Genomic DNA, 16073 nt, shown 5'->3' with positions numbered 1-16073 from the left:
TCTCCGCACGGCGGCGAAGCTTACGCGCTCTCCTCCACCATCGCCGACATCAGGTCGGCCGCCATCAGCAGCGTCTTGCGCTGTTCGGGTTCGAGTTGAGCCAGTCGCCGTTGCAGCCATTCCTGGCTGGCCTGCTTTTCCGCCTCGACGAGTTCGGCCCCCGCCGGCGACACCGAAACCAGCACCTGCCGACCGTCCACCGGGTGCGCATTTCGCGCGACAAAGCCCATATCGGCCAGCGAGGCGATTACCCGAGTCATCGACGGAGGACGCACCCGTTCGCGCACAGCTAACGCTCCGGGAGTCATCGCACCCTCCTTGGCCAGCGTTGACAGCGCTGACAATTGCGACAGCGAAATCGGCGATTCGGCACGCCGGAAGCGCAATTGGCGAGCTAGCCGTACTACCGCGAGCGACAAATCGCCGGCTAACCGAGACTCGAGGTCTATCACAAAGCAAATACTACATAGGGCCAACCAAAGGCGGCGAGCAAAACTGATAACGGTTCTTACGGCCGCTTTACGATGCACTAGGTTGGCCATTGATGGCCGACCAACCCGCCCCCGAACACCACCCGCCGCAGCCGCCCGCGCTGCCGTCCGGGCTGCTCGAGCCGTGGCCGGTGATCCTGGTGATCGCCGCGGCGTGGCTGATCGCCACGGTGCTGGCGTTCACGGTGAGCGCGCTGCACGAGTGGCGGCCCTACACGATCGCCGGGCTGGGCATCGGCGTGCTTGGCACGTCGATCTTCCTGTGGCAACGTCACGCGGTACGCCGCGGTGCCCGCGGCGCACAGAGCGGGCTGCGCTGAGTACCCGACCCCACCTAGGAGGATGTATGGCCGCACCACTGCTGCACGCAGAGATCGACATCGACGCCCCGGTGCACAAAGTGTGGGCACTCGTGTCGGACCTGCGTCGGATGCCGCAGTGGAGCCCGCAGTGCCGCGTCATGAAGCCGCTCGGCCCGCTGCGGCCGGGGACCAGGACGGTCAACCTCAACCGTCGCGGCTTCCTCGTATGGCCGACCACCTGCACGGTCACCGAGGTCGTCCCGGAGAAGAAGGTGGCGTTCCGCGTCGACGCCAACAAGACGGTGTGGAGTTACGAACTCCAACCGACCGCCACCGGCACCCGCCTGGTGGAGACCCGCAACGCCGAGAACGGTGTGACCGCGGTGTCGAACATGGCGGTGAACAAGCTGATGGGCGGGGTGCCGAGTTTCGAACAGGAACTCGTCGCCGGAATGAACGAATCGCTGGCCAAGATCAAGGCCGCGGCTGAGCGTTAGTCAGTCGTTCTCGGCGACTTCGACGACGCCGTCGTCGTACGGGTCGTACAGCGGTGAACCGGAACCCTGCGGCGCCGGGGTGTCCGAATGCGCACCGCAGCCGTACTCGGAATCGACCACGTGACCGTCGGCCGACATCTCGTTGGCGCACACCCCGAACATGACGCCGAGCGAACCGGACAGCGGGACGTAGAACCCACAGTCCCGACAGACCCGCTTCGTCGAGCGCGCCATCGCCGAGCCCGGGCCGAAATCGCCGTCGTGCCAACGCTGTGCGGCGTCGATGCGTCCGAACTGACTGAGCACCTGGCGCCGGCCGAAGCCCACTTCCGCGGCCACGTCGTCGACCTGCGGATCACCGCTGGCCAGGTAGCCGGGCACCAGCCGGGGATCCTCGCGCGGCGGCGCGAGCAGGTCGCCGGGACCGAGGTCCCCTGGACGCACCCGCTCGTGCCAGGGCACCCATTTGGGGGCCAGCAGCGCCGTCGGGCCGGGGACCAGCACCAATTCGCTGATCGTGGCCTGCTCCGCGCCGGGATAGGCCGCGACGACGACGGCCCACTGCCACCCCCGGTAGCCGGGCATGTCCGCGAGGAATCGGTGGGTGGCCGACGTCGGGTCCTCGAACGAGGCGCCGAGGTACTCCCCGATCGTGTCGTGCCCGCTGAACTCGGTGAGCGCGGCGCGCGCCTGTTCCACGGCGCCCATCAGCACCGCCTCCAGGTCGGCTGGGCGGTGCGCCACGTCGGCGGCGGTGTCGGTCACGCTGTCCATCGCGTCCCATAGTGCCGCAGAGCGATACCGGAAAGCCACACCGGTCGGCTGTCGGCCACCAGTCGGTGCGATGAGGGAGAATCGTGACGTGGCCGGCGGACGTGATGAGAGTGACGGAGATTTCCGGCGCGACGCTCGCTATTACCCGCCGCGGCCACCCGCGGGCCACGACCACCCCGGCATGGCGAACTACCCGAGCGACGGCGGCTCCTACCGGCGCCCGCGCCGGGGATCCATGCCGAGCGCGAACCGCTGGCTGCCGCCGCTCGACGAGCCGGCGTCGTCGGGTCGCCACGACGAACCGCCGCCCGGCGTCGGCGCCGGGGCGGAGAAGGTCACCGTCACCCGCGCCGCCGCGCAGCGCAGCCGCGAGATGGGTTCGAGGATGTACGGCCTGGTGCACCGGGCCGCCACCGCCGACGGCGCCGACAAATCCGGCCTGACCGCACTGACCTGGCCGGTGGTGGCCAACTTCGCCGTCGACGCCGCGATGGCGGTGGCGCTGGCCAACACGTTGTTCTTCGCCGCCGCCAGCGGGGAGAGCAAGAGCAAGGTCGCGCTGTACCTGCTCATCACCATCGCCCCGTTCGCGGTGATCGCCCCGCTCATCGGCCCGGCGCTGGACCGGCTGCAGCACGGCCGCCGCGTGGCCCTCGCCGCGTCGTTCCTGATGCGCACCGCGCTGGTCGTGTTGCTGATCGCCAACTACGACGGCGCGGGCGGCTACGAGTCGTGGGTGCTCTACCCGTGTGCGCTCGGGATGATGGTCCTGTCGAAATCGTTCTCGGTGTTACGCAGCGCCGTCACCCCACGCGTACTGCCGCCGAGCATCGACCTGGTGCGGGTCAACTCCCGGCTCACCACGTTCGGGTTACTGGGCGGCACCGTGGTCGGCGGTGGGGTCGCCGCCGGCGCGGAGTACCTGCTCAACCTGTTCCATCTGCCCGGCGCGCTGTACGTCATCGTGGCGGCGACCGTCGCGGGCGCGGCGCTGTCCATGCGGATCCCCAAGTGGGTGGAGGTCACCGCCGGTGAGGTGCCCGCCACGCTGAGCTACCACGGCGGCAGCGCCGGTCTGCGCCGCGAGCCGCCGTCGGAACGCTCCGGCAAGGCCCGACAACCCATGGGCCGCAACACCATCACCGCGCTGTGGGGGAACTGCACGATCAAGGTGATGGTCGGGTTCCTGTTCCTCTACCCGGCGTTCGTGGCGAAATCGCACGACGCCACCGGCTGGGAACAGCTGCGCATTCTCGGCCTGATCGGCGCGGCCGCCGCGATCGGCAACTTCATCGGCAACATGACCAGCGCGCGCCTGGAACTCGGCCACCCGGCACGGCTGGTGGTGCGCTCGGCCACCGCGGTGACGGCGGTCGCACTGGCGACCGCGCTGACCGGCAACCTGCTCGTCGCCGCGGTCGCCACGCTCATCACCTCCGGAGCCTCCGCGATCGCCAAGGCGTCGCTGGACGCATCGCTGCAGGACGACCTGCCGGAGGAGTCGCGGGCCTCGGCGTTCGGCCGTTCGGAGTCGCTGCTGCAGCTCGCCTGGGTCGCCGGCGGGGCCACCGGGGTGCTCATCTACACCGACCTCTGGATCGGCTTCACTACGATCACGGCCGTGTTGATTCTCGGGCTGGCGCAGACGGTGGTGAGTTATCGCGGTGAGTCGCTGATTCCAGGGTTCGGCGGCAACCGTCCGGTGCTGGCCGCACAGGAAGGCCGTCACGAAGGTCGGCGTACCGACACCGCCGGGGTGAGCTACGAGTGAAACGCGTCCTGGCCGTGCTGGCGGCCGTCGCGGTGCTGGCGACTGCCGCCACCGCGTTCATGGTGTGGCAGCTCAGCCGCGACCACGAGCCCATGCTCCCGGAGATCAGCGCCTACTCGCGCGGTGAACTCACGCGCGTCGGGCCCTATCAGTACTGCAACGTCGTCGACCTGAACGACTGCGCGCCCGCGGGCAGCCAGGGTGAACTCCAGGTCGACGAGCGCGATCCGGTGCAGCTGTCGGTGCCGTCGGCGATCGCCGAGGCGCCCTGGCGGCTGCTGCAGGTCTACGAAGACCCCGCGAACACCACCGAATCGCTGTTCCGGCCGGACACCCGGCTGGCCGTCACCATCCCGACCGTCGACCCGCAGCGCGGACGGCTCACCGGCATCGCGGTGCAGCTGATGACGCTGGTGCAGGACGAGACCGGCGAGGTGTTCGAGGTGCCCCACGCGGAGTGGTCCATCCGCACGGTGTGGCCCTAGAGCGGGGTGTGGTCCGCGGGCACCCGCTCCCCCTCGCGGGTCGGGCCAGGCGGTGTCCCGTCTCCGAACGGTCTGCCGCCCAACGCTTCCCGACCGTGCGGGGTCAGCCAGTTGGCCAGATCCGGACCCTTCGGCACCACCTGCGTCGGGTTGATGTCGGAATGCACGATGTAGTAGTGCTGCTTGATCTGCACGAAGTCGGTGGTGTCGCCGAAGCCGGGCGTCTGGAACAGGTCGCGGGCGTACCCCCACAGCGCGGGCATCTCCGAGAGCTTCGCGCGATTGCACTTGAAATGCCCGTGGTAGACGGGATCGAAGCGGGCCAGCGTGGTGAACAACCGAACGTCGGCCTCGGTGATGGTGTCGCCGACCAGGAAACGCTGACCGGTCAATCGCTCCTCCAGCCAGTCCAGCGCGGTGAACAGCCGGTCGTAGGCCTTCTCGTACGCGCGCTGTGAACCGGCGAACCCGCAGCGGTAGACGCCGTTGTTGACCTCGGTGTAGATCCGCTGGGCCACCTCGTCGATCTCGTCGCGGTGCTTCTCCGGATAGAGGTCGGGCGCGCCGTCGCGGTGATACGCGGTCCACTCCGTCGAGAAGTCGAGCGTGATCTGCGGGAAGTCGTTGGTGACGACCTGCCCCGTCGACACCTCGACGATCGCGGGCACCGTGATGCCCTTCGGATAGCCGGGGAACCGCTTGAAGTAGGCGTCCTGCAGGCGCGGGATCTTCAGCACGGGATCGACGCCGCCGGGGTCGAGGTCGAAGGTCCAGCTGCGCTGGTCGTGGGTGGGCCCGCAGAAGCCGATGGACAGCGCGTCTTCGAGGCCCAGCAGCCGCCGGACGATGATCGTGCGGTTGGCCCACGGGCAGGCGCGCGCGACGATCAGGCGGTAGCGCCCTGGCTCGACCGGATAGCCGTCGCGGCCGTCGGCGGTGATGCGGGTTTCGATGTAGTCGGTGTCACGGTTGAACTCGCCACCGGTGGCCACATAGCTCATGGGTGCAGTGTGCCCGCCTTCGTCGAACGTGAAGCCGGTGCGGGAAATCCCGAGGAATTCCGCAGTGGCGTCACATTCGGCGCGGGCGCCGGCGTGAACTAGGCGTCGAGTTCGCGGGCGACGGCCTTGACGACCTCCGAGACCCGCCGGGCCACCTTGCGGTCGGGGTAACGCCCCTTCTGCAGGTCCGGCTGGATGGTGCTCTCCAGCAGCGTGATCAGGTCACCGATCATGCCGTGCAGTTCGTCCGGTGTGTGCTTGTGCTCGGGCCGCTCTGCCTCGCGCCGGGTCTTGCTCAGGCTCGGCGGCGGATCGATGAGGGTGACGCTCAACGCCTGCGGGCCGCGCCTGCCGGCCGCGACGCCGAACTCGACGCGCTGGCCAGCCTTGAGGCCTTCGACACCCGCGGGCAGCGCCGAGGACCGGACGTACACGTCCTCGCCGTCCTCCTGGGACAGAAAGCCGAAGCCCTTTTCGGCGTCGTACCACTTCACCCTGCCGGTCGGCACTTTCGTCACCTGCTCGTCGTCTCGCGTCAACATGAGAAAGCGTCCCGCTTGCGCCGGGACGCGTCGAGGCCGATCCTACTCGGACTCACCCGGCGTCTTCACACCCTTATCGGTAGGCTGGTGCCACCGCTGAAGGAAGAAGTAGCCCCCGATATGCGAGTGATACTGAACGTCATCTGGCTGGTCTTCGGCGGCCTGTGGCTCGCATTGGGTTACGCGGTGGCGGGCATCCTCTGCTTCGTCCTGATCATCACGATCCCGTTCGGGTTCGCCGCGTTCCGGATCGCGTCCTACGCGCTGTGGCCGTTCGGCCGCACGATCGTCGAGAAGCCGGGGCCTCGCCCCGGCGCGGTCATCGGCAACGTCATCTGGGTGCTGCTGTTCGGCATCTGGCTGGCGATCGGGCACATCATCACCGCGGCCGCGATGGCCGTGACGATCATCGGCATCCCGCTCGCGCTGGCCAACCTCAAACTCATCCCGGTCTCCCTGGTGCCCTTGGGCAAGGAGATCGTCCCGGTCGACCCGCCGGTCCCGACCACGCGAGCCGCCGCATGGCCGTGACAGCACTCGGTGTCCCGACGATCCAGCGCCCGGCCGCGGGCATGCCCACCGGCGGTCCTCTGGTCGACACCTTCGGCCGTGCCGCCACCGATCTGCGGGTGTCGCTGACCGACCGCTGCAATCTGCGCTGTACCTATTGCATGCCCGCCGACGGTCTGGACTGGCTGCCCGGCGAACAACTGCTCCGGTCCGACGAGCTGATCCGGTTGCTGCGCATCGCGGTGACCCGCCTGGGCATCACCAACGTCCGCTTCACCGGCGGCGAACCGCTGGTCGTGCGGCACCTCGAGGAGGTCGTGGCGGCGACGGCCGCGCTGCGGCCCCGCCCCGAGATGGCGATGACCACCAACGGCATCGGCCTGGCGCGGCGGGCGGCCGCGCTCAAGGCGGCGGGCCTCGACCGGGTCAACGTCTCGCTGGACAGCGTCGACGCGGCCCGCTTCGCGCGCATCACCCGCCGCGACCGGCTGCGCGACGTGCTCGCCGGCCTGGCCGCCGCGAAGGACGCCGGCCTGACGCCGGTCAAGGTGAACGCCGTCCTCGACCCGGACACCGGCCTCGACGATGCGGTCTCGCTGCTGCGGTACTGCCTCGAGCACGGCTATCAGCTGCGCATCATCGAGCAGATGCCGCTCGACGCGGAACACCAGTGGCAGCGCGGACGCTCACTGGAGGCCGCCGACATCCTGGCCGCGCTGCGCGCACACTTCACGCTGGTTCCGGACTCGAAGCCGCGCGGATCGGCCCCGGCGCAGCTGTGGCGGGTCGACGGCGGCACGTCGACGGTCGGGGTGATCGCCTCGGTGTCGGAGGCGTTCTGCGCGGCCTGTGACCGCACCCGGCTGACCGCCGACGGCCAGGTGCGCAATTGCCTGTTCGCACGGCAGGAGAGCGATCTGCGGCGGTTGTTGCGCAGCGGCGCCGACGACGACGCGATCGAGCAGGCGTGGCGCGCGGCGATGTGGACGAAGGCCGCCGGGCACGGCATCAACGATCCTGGCTTCCAGCAGCCCGACCGGCCGATGAGCGCGATCGGTGGCTGACGTGTCGGCCACGACGACGGTTGCGGTGACCGTCCGCTTCTTCGCCGCGGCACGCGCGGCCGCGGGCACGGAGTGCGAGACGCTGACAGTGCCGGCCGGCACGACGGTGCAGGGCGTGATCGACGAATTGGCTTCCCGCAGTACTGATCTGAGCCGGGTGCTGGCGCGGTGTTCCTACCTCTGCGACGAGGTAGCCGTGCGGGATACGGGGTTGGCGCTGTCGAACGCCCAGACGCTCGATGTACTTCCCCCGTTCGCCGGCGGATAACCGTGATTTGTGTCACATAACGAATTGGTCACGAGCTGGCTATGGCCTGACTCACCCCGGTGAACACCTGCGAAAACGACGCGCCAACCTGCACCTTTAGAGGCCCTTTAGAATTTGCTGTGGCGGAAAACGCCGAGGTCGGGAAAAGGTGACGCGTGCGCGGTGAGCAGTTACCGTCTTGCCCAGGCCGGTCGACCTCAATCGCCGGCTCGCCCCGCCCGGCAGCGCCGAGCTCCATCCGTCGAAGCGGGGGACCACGAACCACCTGGATGGAGGCGGGGGACCCACCGGTCCACCGAAGGACCTGGGGCCGCCAGCGGCCCCTTGGGGTGAAGCCGAGAACGGGCAACCGAGACCGGCCGGGTGACCTCTCCCACCCGAACCCGACAGCTGACCTCGCGGGCGCCGACGAGAGGATCCATCGCACTTATGAGTGGACGGCATCGCAAGCCCACTAATTCAGCAGTAAGCGTCGCCAAGATCGCCTTCACGGGCGCCGTCATCGGTGGCGGAGGCATCGCCCTCGCCGGCCATGCCGGGGCCGCCACGGACGGTGAATGGGATCGGGTCGCGGCCTGTGAATCGGGCGGCAACTGGGCCATCAACACCGGCAACGGCTATCACGGCGGCCTGCAGTTCTCCCCGAGCACCTGGGCCGGTCACGGCGGCAGCGAGTTCGCGCCGACCGCGTACATGGCGACCAAGGAAGAGCAGATCGCCGTCGCCGAGCGCGTGCTGGCCAGTCAGGGCAAGGGCGCATGGCCCTCCTGCGGCGGCCCGCTGTCCGGTGCGACACCGCGCAACGTCGTCGACCAGCCGGTCGACCCGGCGCCGCTGAACGGCATCCTGCCGCCCCCGCCGCCGATCGATCCGTTCGCTCCGCCGCCTCCCCCGCCGCCGCCCGCGCCGTTCGACGCGATGGCCGCTCCGGCCCCGCTGCCGCCTGCGCCGCTGCCTCCGGCTCCCCTGCCGCCGGCTCCGGTGCCCCCGCCGGCCGCGCCGCTCGATGCGATGGCCGCCCCGGCTCCGCTGCCGCCCGCCCCGGCCCCGCTGCCCGCGCCGGCTCCGGCACCCGCACCTGCTCCGGCAGCGGCGCCTCTCGACGCGCCGCTGCCTCCGCCGCCCGCCCCGGTCGAACCCGCTGTCTGGGCCGCACCGGCTCCCGCTCCCGTGGGTGCCCCGCTGCCCCCGCCGGCTGACGCGCCGCTGCCCCCGCCGCCCGCGCCTGCCGACAGCGCGGTGGCCGCGGCCGCCGCGAACTGGGACACCGCCGCCGCTCCGGCACCGGATCAGCCGCAGCCGCAGAACTGGTCGCTCGGCGTGCCCGCGCCGCTGCAGCCGGCTCCGCCGGCTCCCGCGCCTGCCCCGGCTCCTGCGCCCGCCCCGGTCGCCGCCCCAGCCCCCGACCCGCTGGGCGCGCTCAACGCGGTCGACATCCCGCAGCCGGTGTTCGACGCCGCCAATCAGGCCGCCAGCGGCGAGGTCCCGGCAATGCCCGCCGGTCTGCCTCAGCTGCCCGCCGAGGTGCCGCACCTCGCGAGCCCGCAGAACCTGCCGCCGGGAACCACCGTCGACCCGGCCCAGGTGCCCGGACAGAGCCCGAACGTCACCTACCTCAAGGAGATCTGGCACGCGATCCAGACCCAGGAGATCTCGGGTTCGGACGCACTGCTGGCGCTGACCCAGCGGCCGCTGACCACTCCGGACGCCCCGGGTGGCCCGGCGCCGATCCCGGTCGGGACGCTTCCCGCTCCTGCTCCGGCTCCGGCTCCTGCCCCCGCGCCCGCTCCGGTAGTGCCGCCCGCCTGAGTCGGGTCAGGCCGAGTTCACCCACTCGTCTGAGCCGTCACCGAAGAACTGGTGTTTCCACACCGGGATCCGGTCCTTGACGGCGTCGACGAGCCGGGAACAGGTGTCGAACGCCGCCCTGCGATGGTCCGCTGCCACAGCGGCCACCAGGGCGGCGTCGCCTATTTCGAGGGGTCCCACGCGATGGCTGACGGCGATCGCGCGCACCCCGTCGGAGTCCGCCGCGATCTCGGCGGCGACCTCGGCCAGGACCTGCCCGGCGCTGGGGTGCGCGGAGTACTCGAGCCGGGTCACTCCGCGGCCGCCGTCGTGGTCGCGCACCACACCGGCGAAACTCACCACCGCACCGGCGGATTCGTGCGCCACCAGCTCTTCGTGCTCGGCCAGGTCGATCGGGGTTTCGGTCACGGCGGCGCGCAGCACGAGGGCGGTCATCGCGGATGGTCCTTTCCGGCGAGTTGATCCAGGGCGTGGTGGAGGACGTCGGCGAGCACCGACAGCCCGTCCTTGACGCCGCCCGGAGATCCGGGGAGGTTCACCACCAGCGTGCGCCCGGCCACGCCGCAGATGCCGCGCGAGAGCACGGCGGTCGGTACTCCAGGCAGCCCCGCCCGCCGGATCGCCTCGGCCAGGCCGGGCAGTTCGTAGTCGACGACGGCGGCGGTGGCCTGCGGGGTGGCGTCGGTCGGCGAGATGCCGGTGCCACCCGAGGTGATGACGACGTCGACACCGTCGGCGACCGCGGCGCGCAGGGCTTCTTCGACCGGTGCGCCGTCGGGCACCACCACCGGTGCGGGGACGTGGACACCGCGCGTGGTCAGCCAGTCGACGATCAGCGGGCCGGTGCGGTCTTCGTAGACCTGTGCGGCGGCCCGGGTGGAGGCGATGACGACCCGGCCGGAACGGGCCGTCATCGTCGGTTCTTCGCGCAAGCGCTCATCACGGCGTCCGGGTCCAGGTGCCGGTCTTGCCGCCCTCTTTGCGCAGCACCGCGATGTCGTCGATGCGGGCGGCGGCGTCGACGGCCTTGATCATGTCGTACACGGTCAGCGCGGCCACGCTGACCGCTGTGAGCGCTTCCATCTCGACGCCGGTGCGGTCGGTGGTGCGCACGGTCGCGGTGACACGGACGTGGCTCTCGCCGATCTCGAAGTCGACGTCGACGCCGGTGAGCGCGAGCTGATGGCACAGCGGGATCAGATCGCTGGTGTGTTTGGCGGCCATGATGCCCGCCACCCGCGCCGTCGCCAGCGCGTCACCCTTGGGCAGCCCGCCGGACGCGATCATCGCGACGACGTCCGGCCGGGTGTGCACAGTGCCCGCTGCGACGGCGGTGCGTTTGGTGACGTCCTTGGCGCTGACGTCGACCATGTGCGCCGCGCCGGACTCGTCGAGGTGCGAAAGCCCGTGCTGCGAGCCGCCGGTCACTTATCTGTTGACGACCGTGACGGGGTGCAGGTACGGCAGATCGTCGGCTGGCAGCGGGAAGGTCAGGTCACCGAAGGGCGAAAGCGCCCCGACCCGGTCGGTGGCGAGTTCGCTCACGGCGTGCTCGTCCCCGTCGAGGTGAGCGGGCCACCCCGGATCGACATACTGCTTCTTCGATTTCTTGTCAGCCACGCCCACATTGTGGCAAACGCTGCGGCGCATGGCGAGGTCGGGCGGCTGCTTTACGCTGGTCAGCAATGACAGCACACACTCCGCCGGCGGGCAGGAGCGAAGCGACTCGGGGGAACACCGGCGTCCCCCTGGGCGCCTGGTTGGCCCAACTACCCGACGAGCGGCTGATCCGGCTGCTGGAGTTGCGGCCCGACCTGACCCAGCCGCCGCCGGGCACCATCGCCGCGCTTGCCGCGCGGGCGACGTCGCGGCAGTCGGTCAAGGCCGCCACCGACGACCTCGATTTCCTGCGGCTGGCCGTGCTGGACGCGCTGCTCGTGTTGCACGCCGACACCACGGCGGTGCCGCTGGCCAAGCTGTTCGAGCTGATCGGGCCGCGCGCCGACGAGGGCGCGATCACCGCGGCCGTCGACGACCTGCGCGCCCGCGCGCTGGTCTGGGGTGACGACGAGGTGCGGGTCGCGGCCGAGGCGGTGTCGGGGCTGCCGTGGTACCCGGGGCAGGCCGTGGTGGAGAACCCCGACCTGCGCGCCGAGGACATCGCGCGGATGCTGGCCGGGCTGGACACCGCCCAACGCGATCTGTTGGACCGTCTGCTCGAGGGGTCCCCGGTGGGTCGCACCAGAGACGCCGCCCCGGGCACTCCGCCGGACCGTCCGGTGCAGCGGCTGCTCGCGGCGGGACTGCTGCGCCAGGTCGACGACGACACCGTGATCCTGCCCCGCCTGGTGGGCCAGGTGCTGCGGGGCGAGGTCCCCGGACCCGCCGAGTTGACCCCGCCCGACCCCGTCACCTCGTCGACCAAGACCGGCGACGTCGACGCCGTGGCCGCCGGTGCGGCCATCGACCTGCTGCGCGAGGTCGACGTGGTGCTCGAGGCGCTGTCGGCGGCCCCGGTGCCGGAGCTGCGCAGCGGCGGCCTCGGCGTGCGCGAACTCAAACGCCTCACCAAGTCGACGGGCATCGACGAGCGCCGGCTCGGCCTGATCCTGGAGGTGGCGGTGGCGGCCGGCCTGATGGCGGCCGGGATGCCCGAACCCGATCCGGGCGACGGAACCGGCACGTTCTGGGCGCCGACGGTGGCGGCCGACCGGTTCATCGAATCACCGACCGCGGTGCGCTGGCATCTGCTGGCCTCGACGTGGCTGGATCTGCCCGGCAGGCCGGGGCTGGTCGGCAGCCGCGGGCCCGACGGGAAACCATATGCGGCGCTGTCGGATTCGCTGTACTCGACAGCCGCCCCGCTGGACCGGAGGCTGTTGCTGTCGGTGCTGGCCGACCTGCCCGCCGGCTCGGGGGTGGATGCGGCGTCGGCGTCGCGGGCGATGATCTGGCGCAGGCCGCGCTGGGCGGTCCGGCTGCAGCCCGAGCCCGTCGACGGTCTGCTCACCGAAGCGCACGCGCTGGGCATGGTGGGCCGCGGCGCGATCGCGACACCCACCCGCAGGCTGCTGGCCGGCGATCCGCCCGAGGACGTCGTGGCGGCCATGGCGAAGGTGCTGCCCGCCCCCATCGACCACTTCCTCGTCCAGGCCGATCTGACCGTCGTCGTCCCGGGCCCGCTGGAGCGGGACCTGGCCGAGCAGTTGGCCGCCGTCGCCGCCGTGGAGTCGGCGGGCGCGGCGATGGTGTACCGGGTCAGCGAGGCGTCGATCCGCCGCGCGCTCGACACCGGCAAGACCGCCAGCGAGCTGCACTCGTTCTTCGGCCGGCATTCGCGAACGCCTGTGCCGCAGGGCCTGACGTATCTGATCGACGACGTCGCCCGCCGCCACGGCCAGTTGCGCGTCGGGATGGCCGCGTCGTTCGTGCGGTGTGAGGATGCGGCGCTGCTGGCCCAGGCGGTCGCCGCGCCGGCCACCGACGTGGTGGAGCTGCGGCTGCTGGCGCCGACGGTGGCGGTGTCGCAGGCCCCGATCGCCGACGTGCTCGCCGCCCTGCGCGCCGCCGGGTTCGCGCCCGCCGCCGAGGACGCCTCCGGTGCGATCGTGGACATCCGCTCGCGCGGTGCGCGGGTGCCCGCCCCAGGCCGGCGGCGCGTCTACCGGCCGTCGCCGACACCCACGGGGCAGACGCTGGGCGCGATCGTCGCGGTGCTGCGCAAGGTCGCCTCCGCACCCACCGGGAACATGCGGCTCGATCCCGGCGTTGCGATAACGCAGCTGCAGGAAGCGGCGCTACAGCAGACGTCGGTGGTGATCGGCTACGTGGACCCTGCGGGGGTGGCCACGCAGCGAGTGGTGGCCCCGGTCAACGTCCGCGGCGGCCAGTTGACCGCCTACGATCCGGCATCCGGGCGGGTGCGCGAATTCGCGATTCACCGCGTGACCTCGGTGGTGTCGGCCGAGAACGAATAATGGAGCTATGACAGACGGTCCTTTGATCGTGCAGTCCGACAAGACGGTGCTGCTCGAGGTCGATCACGAGCAGGCCGGTGCGGCCCGCGCGGCGATCGCCCCCTTCGCGGAGCTGGAGCGTGCGCCCGAGCACATCCACACCTACCGCATCACCCCGCTGGCGTTGTGGAACGCCCGCGCCGCAGGTCACGACGCCGAGCAGGTGGTCGACGCCCTGGTGTCGTTCTCCCGCTACGCGGTGCCGCAGCCCCTGCTGGTCGACATCGTCGACACCATGGCCCGCTACGGCCGGCTGCAGCTGGTCAAGAGCCCGGTGCACGGGCTGGTGCTGGTCAGCCTGGACCGCGCGGTGCTCGAAGAGGTGCTGCGCAACAAGAAGATCGCCCCGATGCTGGGCGCGCGCATCGACGACGACACGGTGATCGTGCATCCCAGCGAGCGCGGCCGCGTCAAGCAGATGCTGCTCAAGATCGGCTGGCCGGCCGAAGACCTCGCCGGCTACGTCGACGGCGAGCGGCATCCGATCGACCTGATGCAGGATGGCTGGCAGCTGCGCGACTACCAGGAGATGGCCGCCGACTCGTTCTGGTCGGGCGGCTCCGGTGTGGTGGTGCTGCCGTGCGGCGCGGGTAAGACACTCGTCGGCGCCGCGGCGATGGCCAAGGCGGGCGCCACGACGCTCATCCTCGTCACGAACACGGTGGCGGGGCGGCAGTGGAAGCGCGAACTGATCGCGCGCACGTCCCTGACCGAGGAGGAGATCGGCGAGTACTCCGGCGAGAAGAAGGAGGTCCGCCCGGTCACGATCGCCACGTATCAGGTGATCACCCGTCGCACCAAGGGCGAGTACCGCCACCTCGAGCTGTTCGACAGCCGCGACTGGGGCCTGATCATCTACGACGAGGTGCACCTGCTGCCCGCGCCGGTGTTCCGGATGACGGCCGATCTGCAGTCGCGCCGCCGGCTCGGACTGACCGCCACGCTGATCCGCGAGGACGGCCGCGAAGGGGACGTGTTCAGCCTCATCGGGCCCAAGCGTTACGACGCGCCGTGGAAAGACATCGAGGCCCAGGGCTGGATCGCGCCGGCCGAGTGCATCGAGGTGCGGGTGACGATGACGGACAACGAGCGCATGCTCTACGCCGTCGCCGAACCCGAGGAGCGCTACAAGCTGTGCTCGACCGTGCACACGAAGATCGCGGTGGTCCGGTCGATCCTCGAACGCCACAAGGGTGAACAGACGCTGGTGATCGGCGCCTACCTCGACCAGCTCGAGGAGCTGGGTCAGGAGTTGGACGCCCCGGTGATCCAGGGGTCGACGAAGACCGCCGAACGCGAAGCGCTGTTCGACCAGTTCCGCCGCGGCGAGATCTCGACTCTGGTGGTGTCCAAGGTCGCGAACTTCTCCATCGACCTGCCGGAAGCCTCTGTCGCCGTTCAGGTTTCGGGCACATTCGGTTCCCGGCAGGAAGAGGCGCAGCGGCTGGGCCGGTTGCTGCGGCCCAAGCACGACGGCGGCGGCGCGGTGTTCTACTCGGTGGTCTCGCGCGACAGCCTCGACGCCGAATACGCCGCACACCGGCAGCGGTTCCTCGCCGAGCAGGGCTACGGCTACGTCATCAAGGACGCCGACGATCTGTTGGGACCCGCGATCTGAGGCCATCGGCTAGCCTCACACCCATGATCGGACGACAGCGCATCCGCGCCGGCTCCACCACACGCGCGGCCAAGCTGGTGCTGGCCGGCGTGGCCGTCGGCGCGGGCGCGCTGGGTCTGGCGGGTCCCGCCTTCGCGCAGCCCGCCCCGCCGCCGGTGCCCGGCCCGGTTCCCGCTCCGGCGCCGCCACCGGTGGGGCCGCCGCCGGTGCCACAGGTGCAGAACCCCGTCTACGGTTCGGGCGACGGGCCGCTCGGCTTCCTGCGCGACGCCTGGCATCAGGCCCGCGATCCCTACGGCATGGGCATGCCTGGCCAGATGCCGGTGGCGGCCCCGCCACCGCCGGGAGCCGGTCCCCCACCCCCGCTGCCGCCGGGTTACACGTCCTTCACCGCCCCGGAGTCCTCGACGCCGGCTCTCGCGCCCGCCCCGGGACCCGAGGTCACCGGTCCACCGCTGCCCGAGGGGTATTACTCAATCGACGGGCCGCCGCCGCCCGGGTACTTCGATCCGCCGCCGCCTGCCGCTCCGGCCGCGCCCCCCGCGCCGCCGAAGATCATCGCCGGTCCCTGACCTCTTTTCAGGCGTGCGGTCCGACGGCCTTCATCACGGTCAGCAACACCGCGGAGTCCTCGAGCGCGTGTAATCCGTGCCGGGTCTTCGGGATGACGATCAGGTCGCCGGCGATGCCCTCCCAGCCTGCGTCGCCGGAGTCGAGCCGGACGCGGCCGTGCAGCACCTGCAGCGTGGCTTCCTCGGGGGCCTCATGCTCCTGCATGTCCTGGTCTGCGGCCAGCGCGATCAGCGTCTGCCGCAGCGAGTGCTCGTGGCCGCCGTAGACGGTGTGCGCACTGCGACCGCTGCTGTGGGACCGGGCGGTCTCCAGGTGTTCGCGGACCAGGGCCGTGAGTGAGATCTTCTCCATG

General features: G+C 70.8%; 20 protein-coding genes and 1 riboswitch. Of the genes, 11 read left to right on the top strand and 9 right to left on the bottom strand.

From position 1 onward, the window contains the following. Positions 1 to 20: 20 nt before the first annotated feature. The gene (locus tag G6N30_RS25715; protein WP_134056215.1) at positions 21 to 452 is read right to left on the bottom strand and encodes an Rv0880 family HTH-type transcriptional regulator; all 432 of its coding nucleotides are present in this window, start codon (positions 450 to 452) and stop codon (positions 21 to 23) included. Positions 453 to 544: 92 nt separating this feature from the next. Here G6N30_RS25715 and G6N30_RS25710 point away from each other — a divergent pair, with 92 nt between their 5' ends. Both G6N30_RS25710 and G6N30_RS25705 read left to right on the top strand, forming a co-directional pair. Then, the gene (locus G6N30_RS25710; protein WP_134056217.1) at positions 545 to 811 is read left to right on the top strand and encodes a DUF2530 domain-containing protein; all 267 of its coding nucleotides are present in this window, start codon (positions 545 to 547) and stop codon (positions 809 to 811) included. Between the two features lie 26 nt (positions 812 to 837). Next, on the top strand, positions 838 to 1290 hold the full coding sequence (locus G6N30_RS25705; protein ID WP_134056219.1) for an SRPBCC family protein: 453 nt from the start codon (positions 838 to 840) through the stop codon (positions 1288 to 1290). Here G6N30_RS25705 and G6N30_RS25700 read toward each other — a convergent pair whose 3' ends face one another. After that, complete coding sequence (locus G6N30_RS25700) at positions 1291 to 2064, bottom strand: DUF3027 domain-containing protein (protein ID WP_134056221.1); 774 nt, start codon at positions 2062 to 2064, stop codon at positions 1291 to 1293. It lies immediately after the preceding gene. A 70-nt stretch (positions 2065 to 2134) separates the two neighbouring features. Here G6N30_RS25700 and G6N30_RS25695 point away from each other — a divergent pair, with 70 nt between their 5' ends. Beyond that, entirely contained in the window at positions 2135 to 3835 is a 1701-nt protein-coding gene (locus tag G6N30_RS25695; RefSeq protein ID WP_134056223.1) for an MFS transporter, read from the top strand. Next, complete coding sequence (locus G6N30_RS25690; RefSeq protein WP_134056225.1) at positions 3832 to 4320, top strand: DUF2771 domain-containing protein; 489 nt, start codon at positions 3832 to 3834, stop codon at positions 4318 to 4320. The genes G6N30_RS25695 and G6N30_RS25690 overlap by 4 nt, the downstream gene beginning before the upstream one ends. On the opposite strand, the gene G6N30_RS25685 is transcribed toward G6N30_RS25690, so the two are convergent. Both G6N30_RS25685 and G6N30_RS25680 read right to left on the bottom strand, forming a co-directional pair. Further along, positions 4317 to 5321, bottom strand: coding sequence for a glutathione S-transferase family protein (locus G6N30_RS25685; protein WP_134056227.1), 1005 nt, complete (start codon positions 5319 to 5321; stop codon positions 4317 to 4319). The genes G6N30_RS25690 and G6N30_RS25685 overlap by 4 nt on opposite strands. Before the next feature lie 98 nt (positions 5322 to 5419). Next, entirely contained in the window at positions 5420 to 5830 is a 411-nt protein-coding gene (locus G6N30_RS25680) for a cold-shock protein (RefSeq protein WP_134057478.1), read from the bottom strand. Between the two features lie 153 nt (positions 5831 to 5983). Between G6N30_RS25680 and G6N30_RS25675 the strand changes: the two genes are divergently transcribed. From G6N30_RS25675 to G6N30_RS25660, 4 genes are all read left to right on the top strand, one after another. Beyond that, positions 5984 to 6394 (top strand): YccF domain-containing protein, encoded by a 411-nt coding sequence (locus tag G6N30_RS25675; RefSeq protein WP_134056229.1) that lies wholly within the window; start codon positions 5984 to 5986, stop codon positions 6392 to 6394. Continuing rightward, positions 6385 to 7437: a GTP 3',8-cyclase MoaA gene (moaA, locus tag G6N30_RS25670; protein ID WP_134056231.1), complete on the top strand. Its 1053-nt coding sequence runs from the start codon at positions 6385 to 6387 to the stop codon at positions 7435 to 7437. Before G6N30_RS25675 ends, moaA begins: the two co-directional genes overlap by 10 nt. A gap of 1 nt (position 7438) precedes the next feature. Then, the gene (locus tag G6N30_RS25665; RefSeq protein WP_134057480.1) at positions 7439 to 7705 is read left to right on the top strand and encodes a MoaD/ThiS family protein; all 267 of its coding nucleotides are present in this window, start codon (positions 7439 to 7441) and stop codon (positions 7703 to 7705) included. Positions 7706 to 7957: 252 nt separating this feature from the next. Continuing rightward, positions 7958 to 8125, top strand: a riboswitch (cyclic di-AMP (ydaO/yuaA leader). A 9-nt stretch (positions 8126 to 8134) separates the two neighbouring features. Beyond that, the gene (locus G6N30_RS25660; protein ID WP_134056233.1) at positions 8135 to 9514 is read left to right on the top strand and encodes a transglycosylase family protein; all 1380 of its coding nucleotides are present in this window, start codon (positions 8135 to 8137) and stop codon (positions 9512 to 9514) included. Positions 9515 to 9520: 6 nt separating this feature from the next. Here the strand turns inward: G6N30_RS25660 and G6N30_RS25655 are convergent, their stop codons facing one another. From G6N30_RS25655 to G6N30_RS25640, 4 genes are read right to left on the bottom strand one after another with little or no spacing between them, the layout of a single operon-like run. Then, positions 9521 to 9949, bottom strand: coding sequence for a molybdenum cofactor biosynthesis protein MoaE (locus G6N30_RS25655; RefSeq protein ID WP_134056235.1), 429 nt, complete (start codon positions 9947 to 9949; stop codon positions 9521 to 9523). Further along, positions 9946 to 10428 (bottom strand): MogA/MoaB family molybdenum cofactor biosynthesis protein, encoded by a 483-nt coding sequence (locus G6N30_RS25650; protein ID WP_134056237.1) that lies wholly within the window; start codon positions 10426 to 10428, stop codon positions 9946 to 9948. Before G6N30_RS25650 ends, G6N30_RS25655 begins: the two co-directional genes overlap by 4 nt. 25 nt (positions 10429 to 10453) lie before the next feature. Further along, positions 10454 to 10885 carry a cyclic pyranopterin monophosphate synthase MoaC gene (moaC, locus tag G6N30_RS25645; protein WP_234880251.1) on the bottom strand — a complete coding sequence of 144 codons (432 nt, stop codon included), beginning with the start codon at positions 10883 to 10885 and terminating at the stop codon, positions 10454 to 10456. 57 nt (positions 10886 to 10942) lie between these two features. Continuing rightward, positions 10943 to 11164: a hypothetical protein gene (locus G6N30_RS25640; protein WP_179965667.1), complete on the bottom strand. Its 222-nt coding sequence runs from the start codon at positions 11162 to 11164 to the stop codon at positions 10943 to 10945. Between the two features lie 35 nt (positions 11165 to 11199). Here G6N30_RS25640 and G6N30_RS25635 point away from each other — a divergent pair, with 35 nt between their 5' ends. The 3 genes from G6N30_RS25635 to G6N30_RS25625 are packed head-to-tail and all read left to right on the top strand — an operon-like array spanning position 11200 to position 15720. Beyond that, positions 11200 to 13491, top strand: coding sequence for a helicase-associated domain-containing protein (locus G6N30_RS25635; RefSeq protein WP_134056241.1), 2292 nt, complete (start codon positions 11200 to 11202; stop codon positions 13489 to 13491). A gap of 7 nt (positions 13492 to 13498) precedes the next feature. Further along, positions 13499 to 15148, top strand: a complete 1650-nt coding sequence (locus G6N30_RS25630) for a DNA repair helicase XPB (RefSeq protein WP_134056243.1) — start codon at positions 13499 to 13501, stop codon at positions 15146 to 15148. A gap of 23 nt (positions 15149 to 15171) precedes the next feature. After that, positions 15172 to 15720: a hypothetical protein gene (locus G6N30_RS25625; RefSeq protein WP_134056244.1), complete on the top strand. Its 549-nt coding sequence runs from the start codon at positions 15172 to 15174 to the stop codon at positions 15718 to 15720. 7 nt (positions 15721 to 15727) lie between these two features. Here G6N30_RS25625 and G6N30_RS25620 read toward each other — a convergent pair whose 3' ends face one another. Further along, positions 15728 to 16072 (bottom strand): cupin domain-containing protein, encoded by a 345-nt coding sequence (locus G6N30_RS25620; protein ID WP_134056246.1) that lies wholly within the window; start codon positions 16070 to 16072, stop codon positions 15728 to 15730. Between the last annotated feature and the right edge of the window lies 1 nt (position 16073).

It is taken from the genome of Mycolicibacterium litorale (assembly GCF_010731695.1).
Taxonomy (GTDB): Bacteria; Actinomycetota; Actinomycetes; order Mycobacteriales; family Mycobacteriaceae; genus Mycobacterium; species Mycobacterium litorale.
Note: the sequence above shows the minus strand (reverse complement) of the source record. Positions and strands in the feature narration are given on the sequence as shown.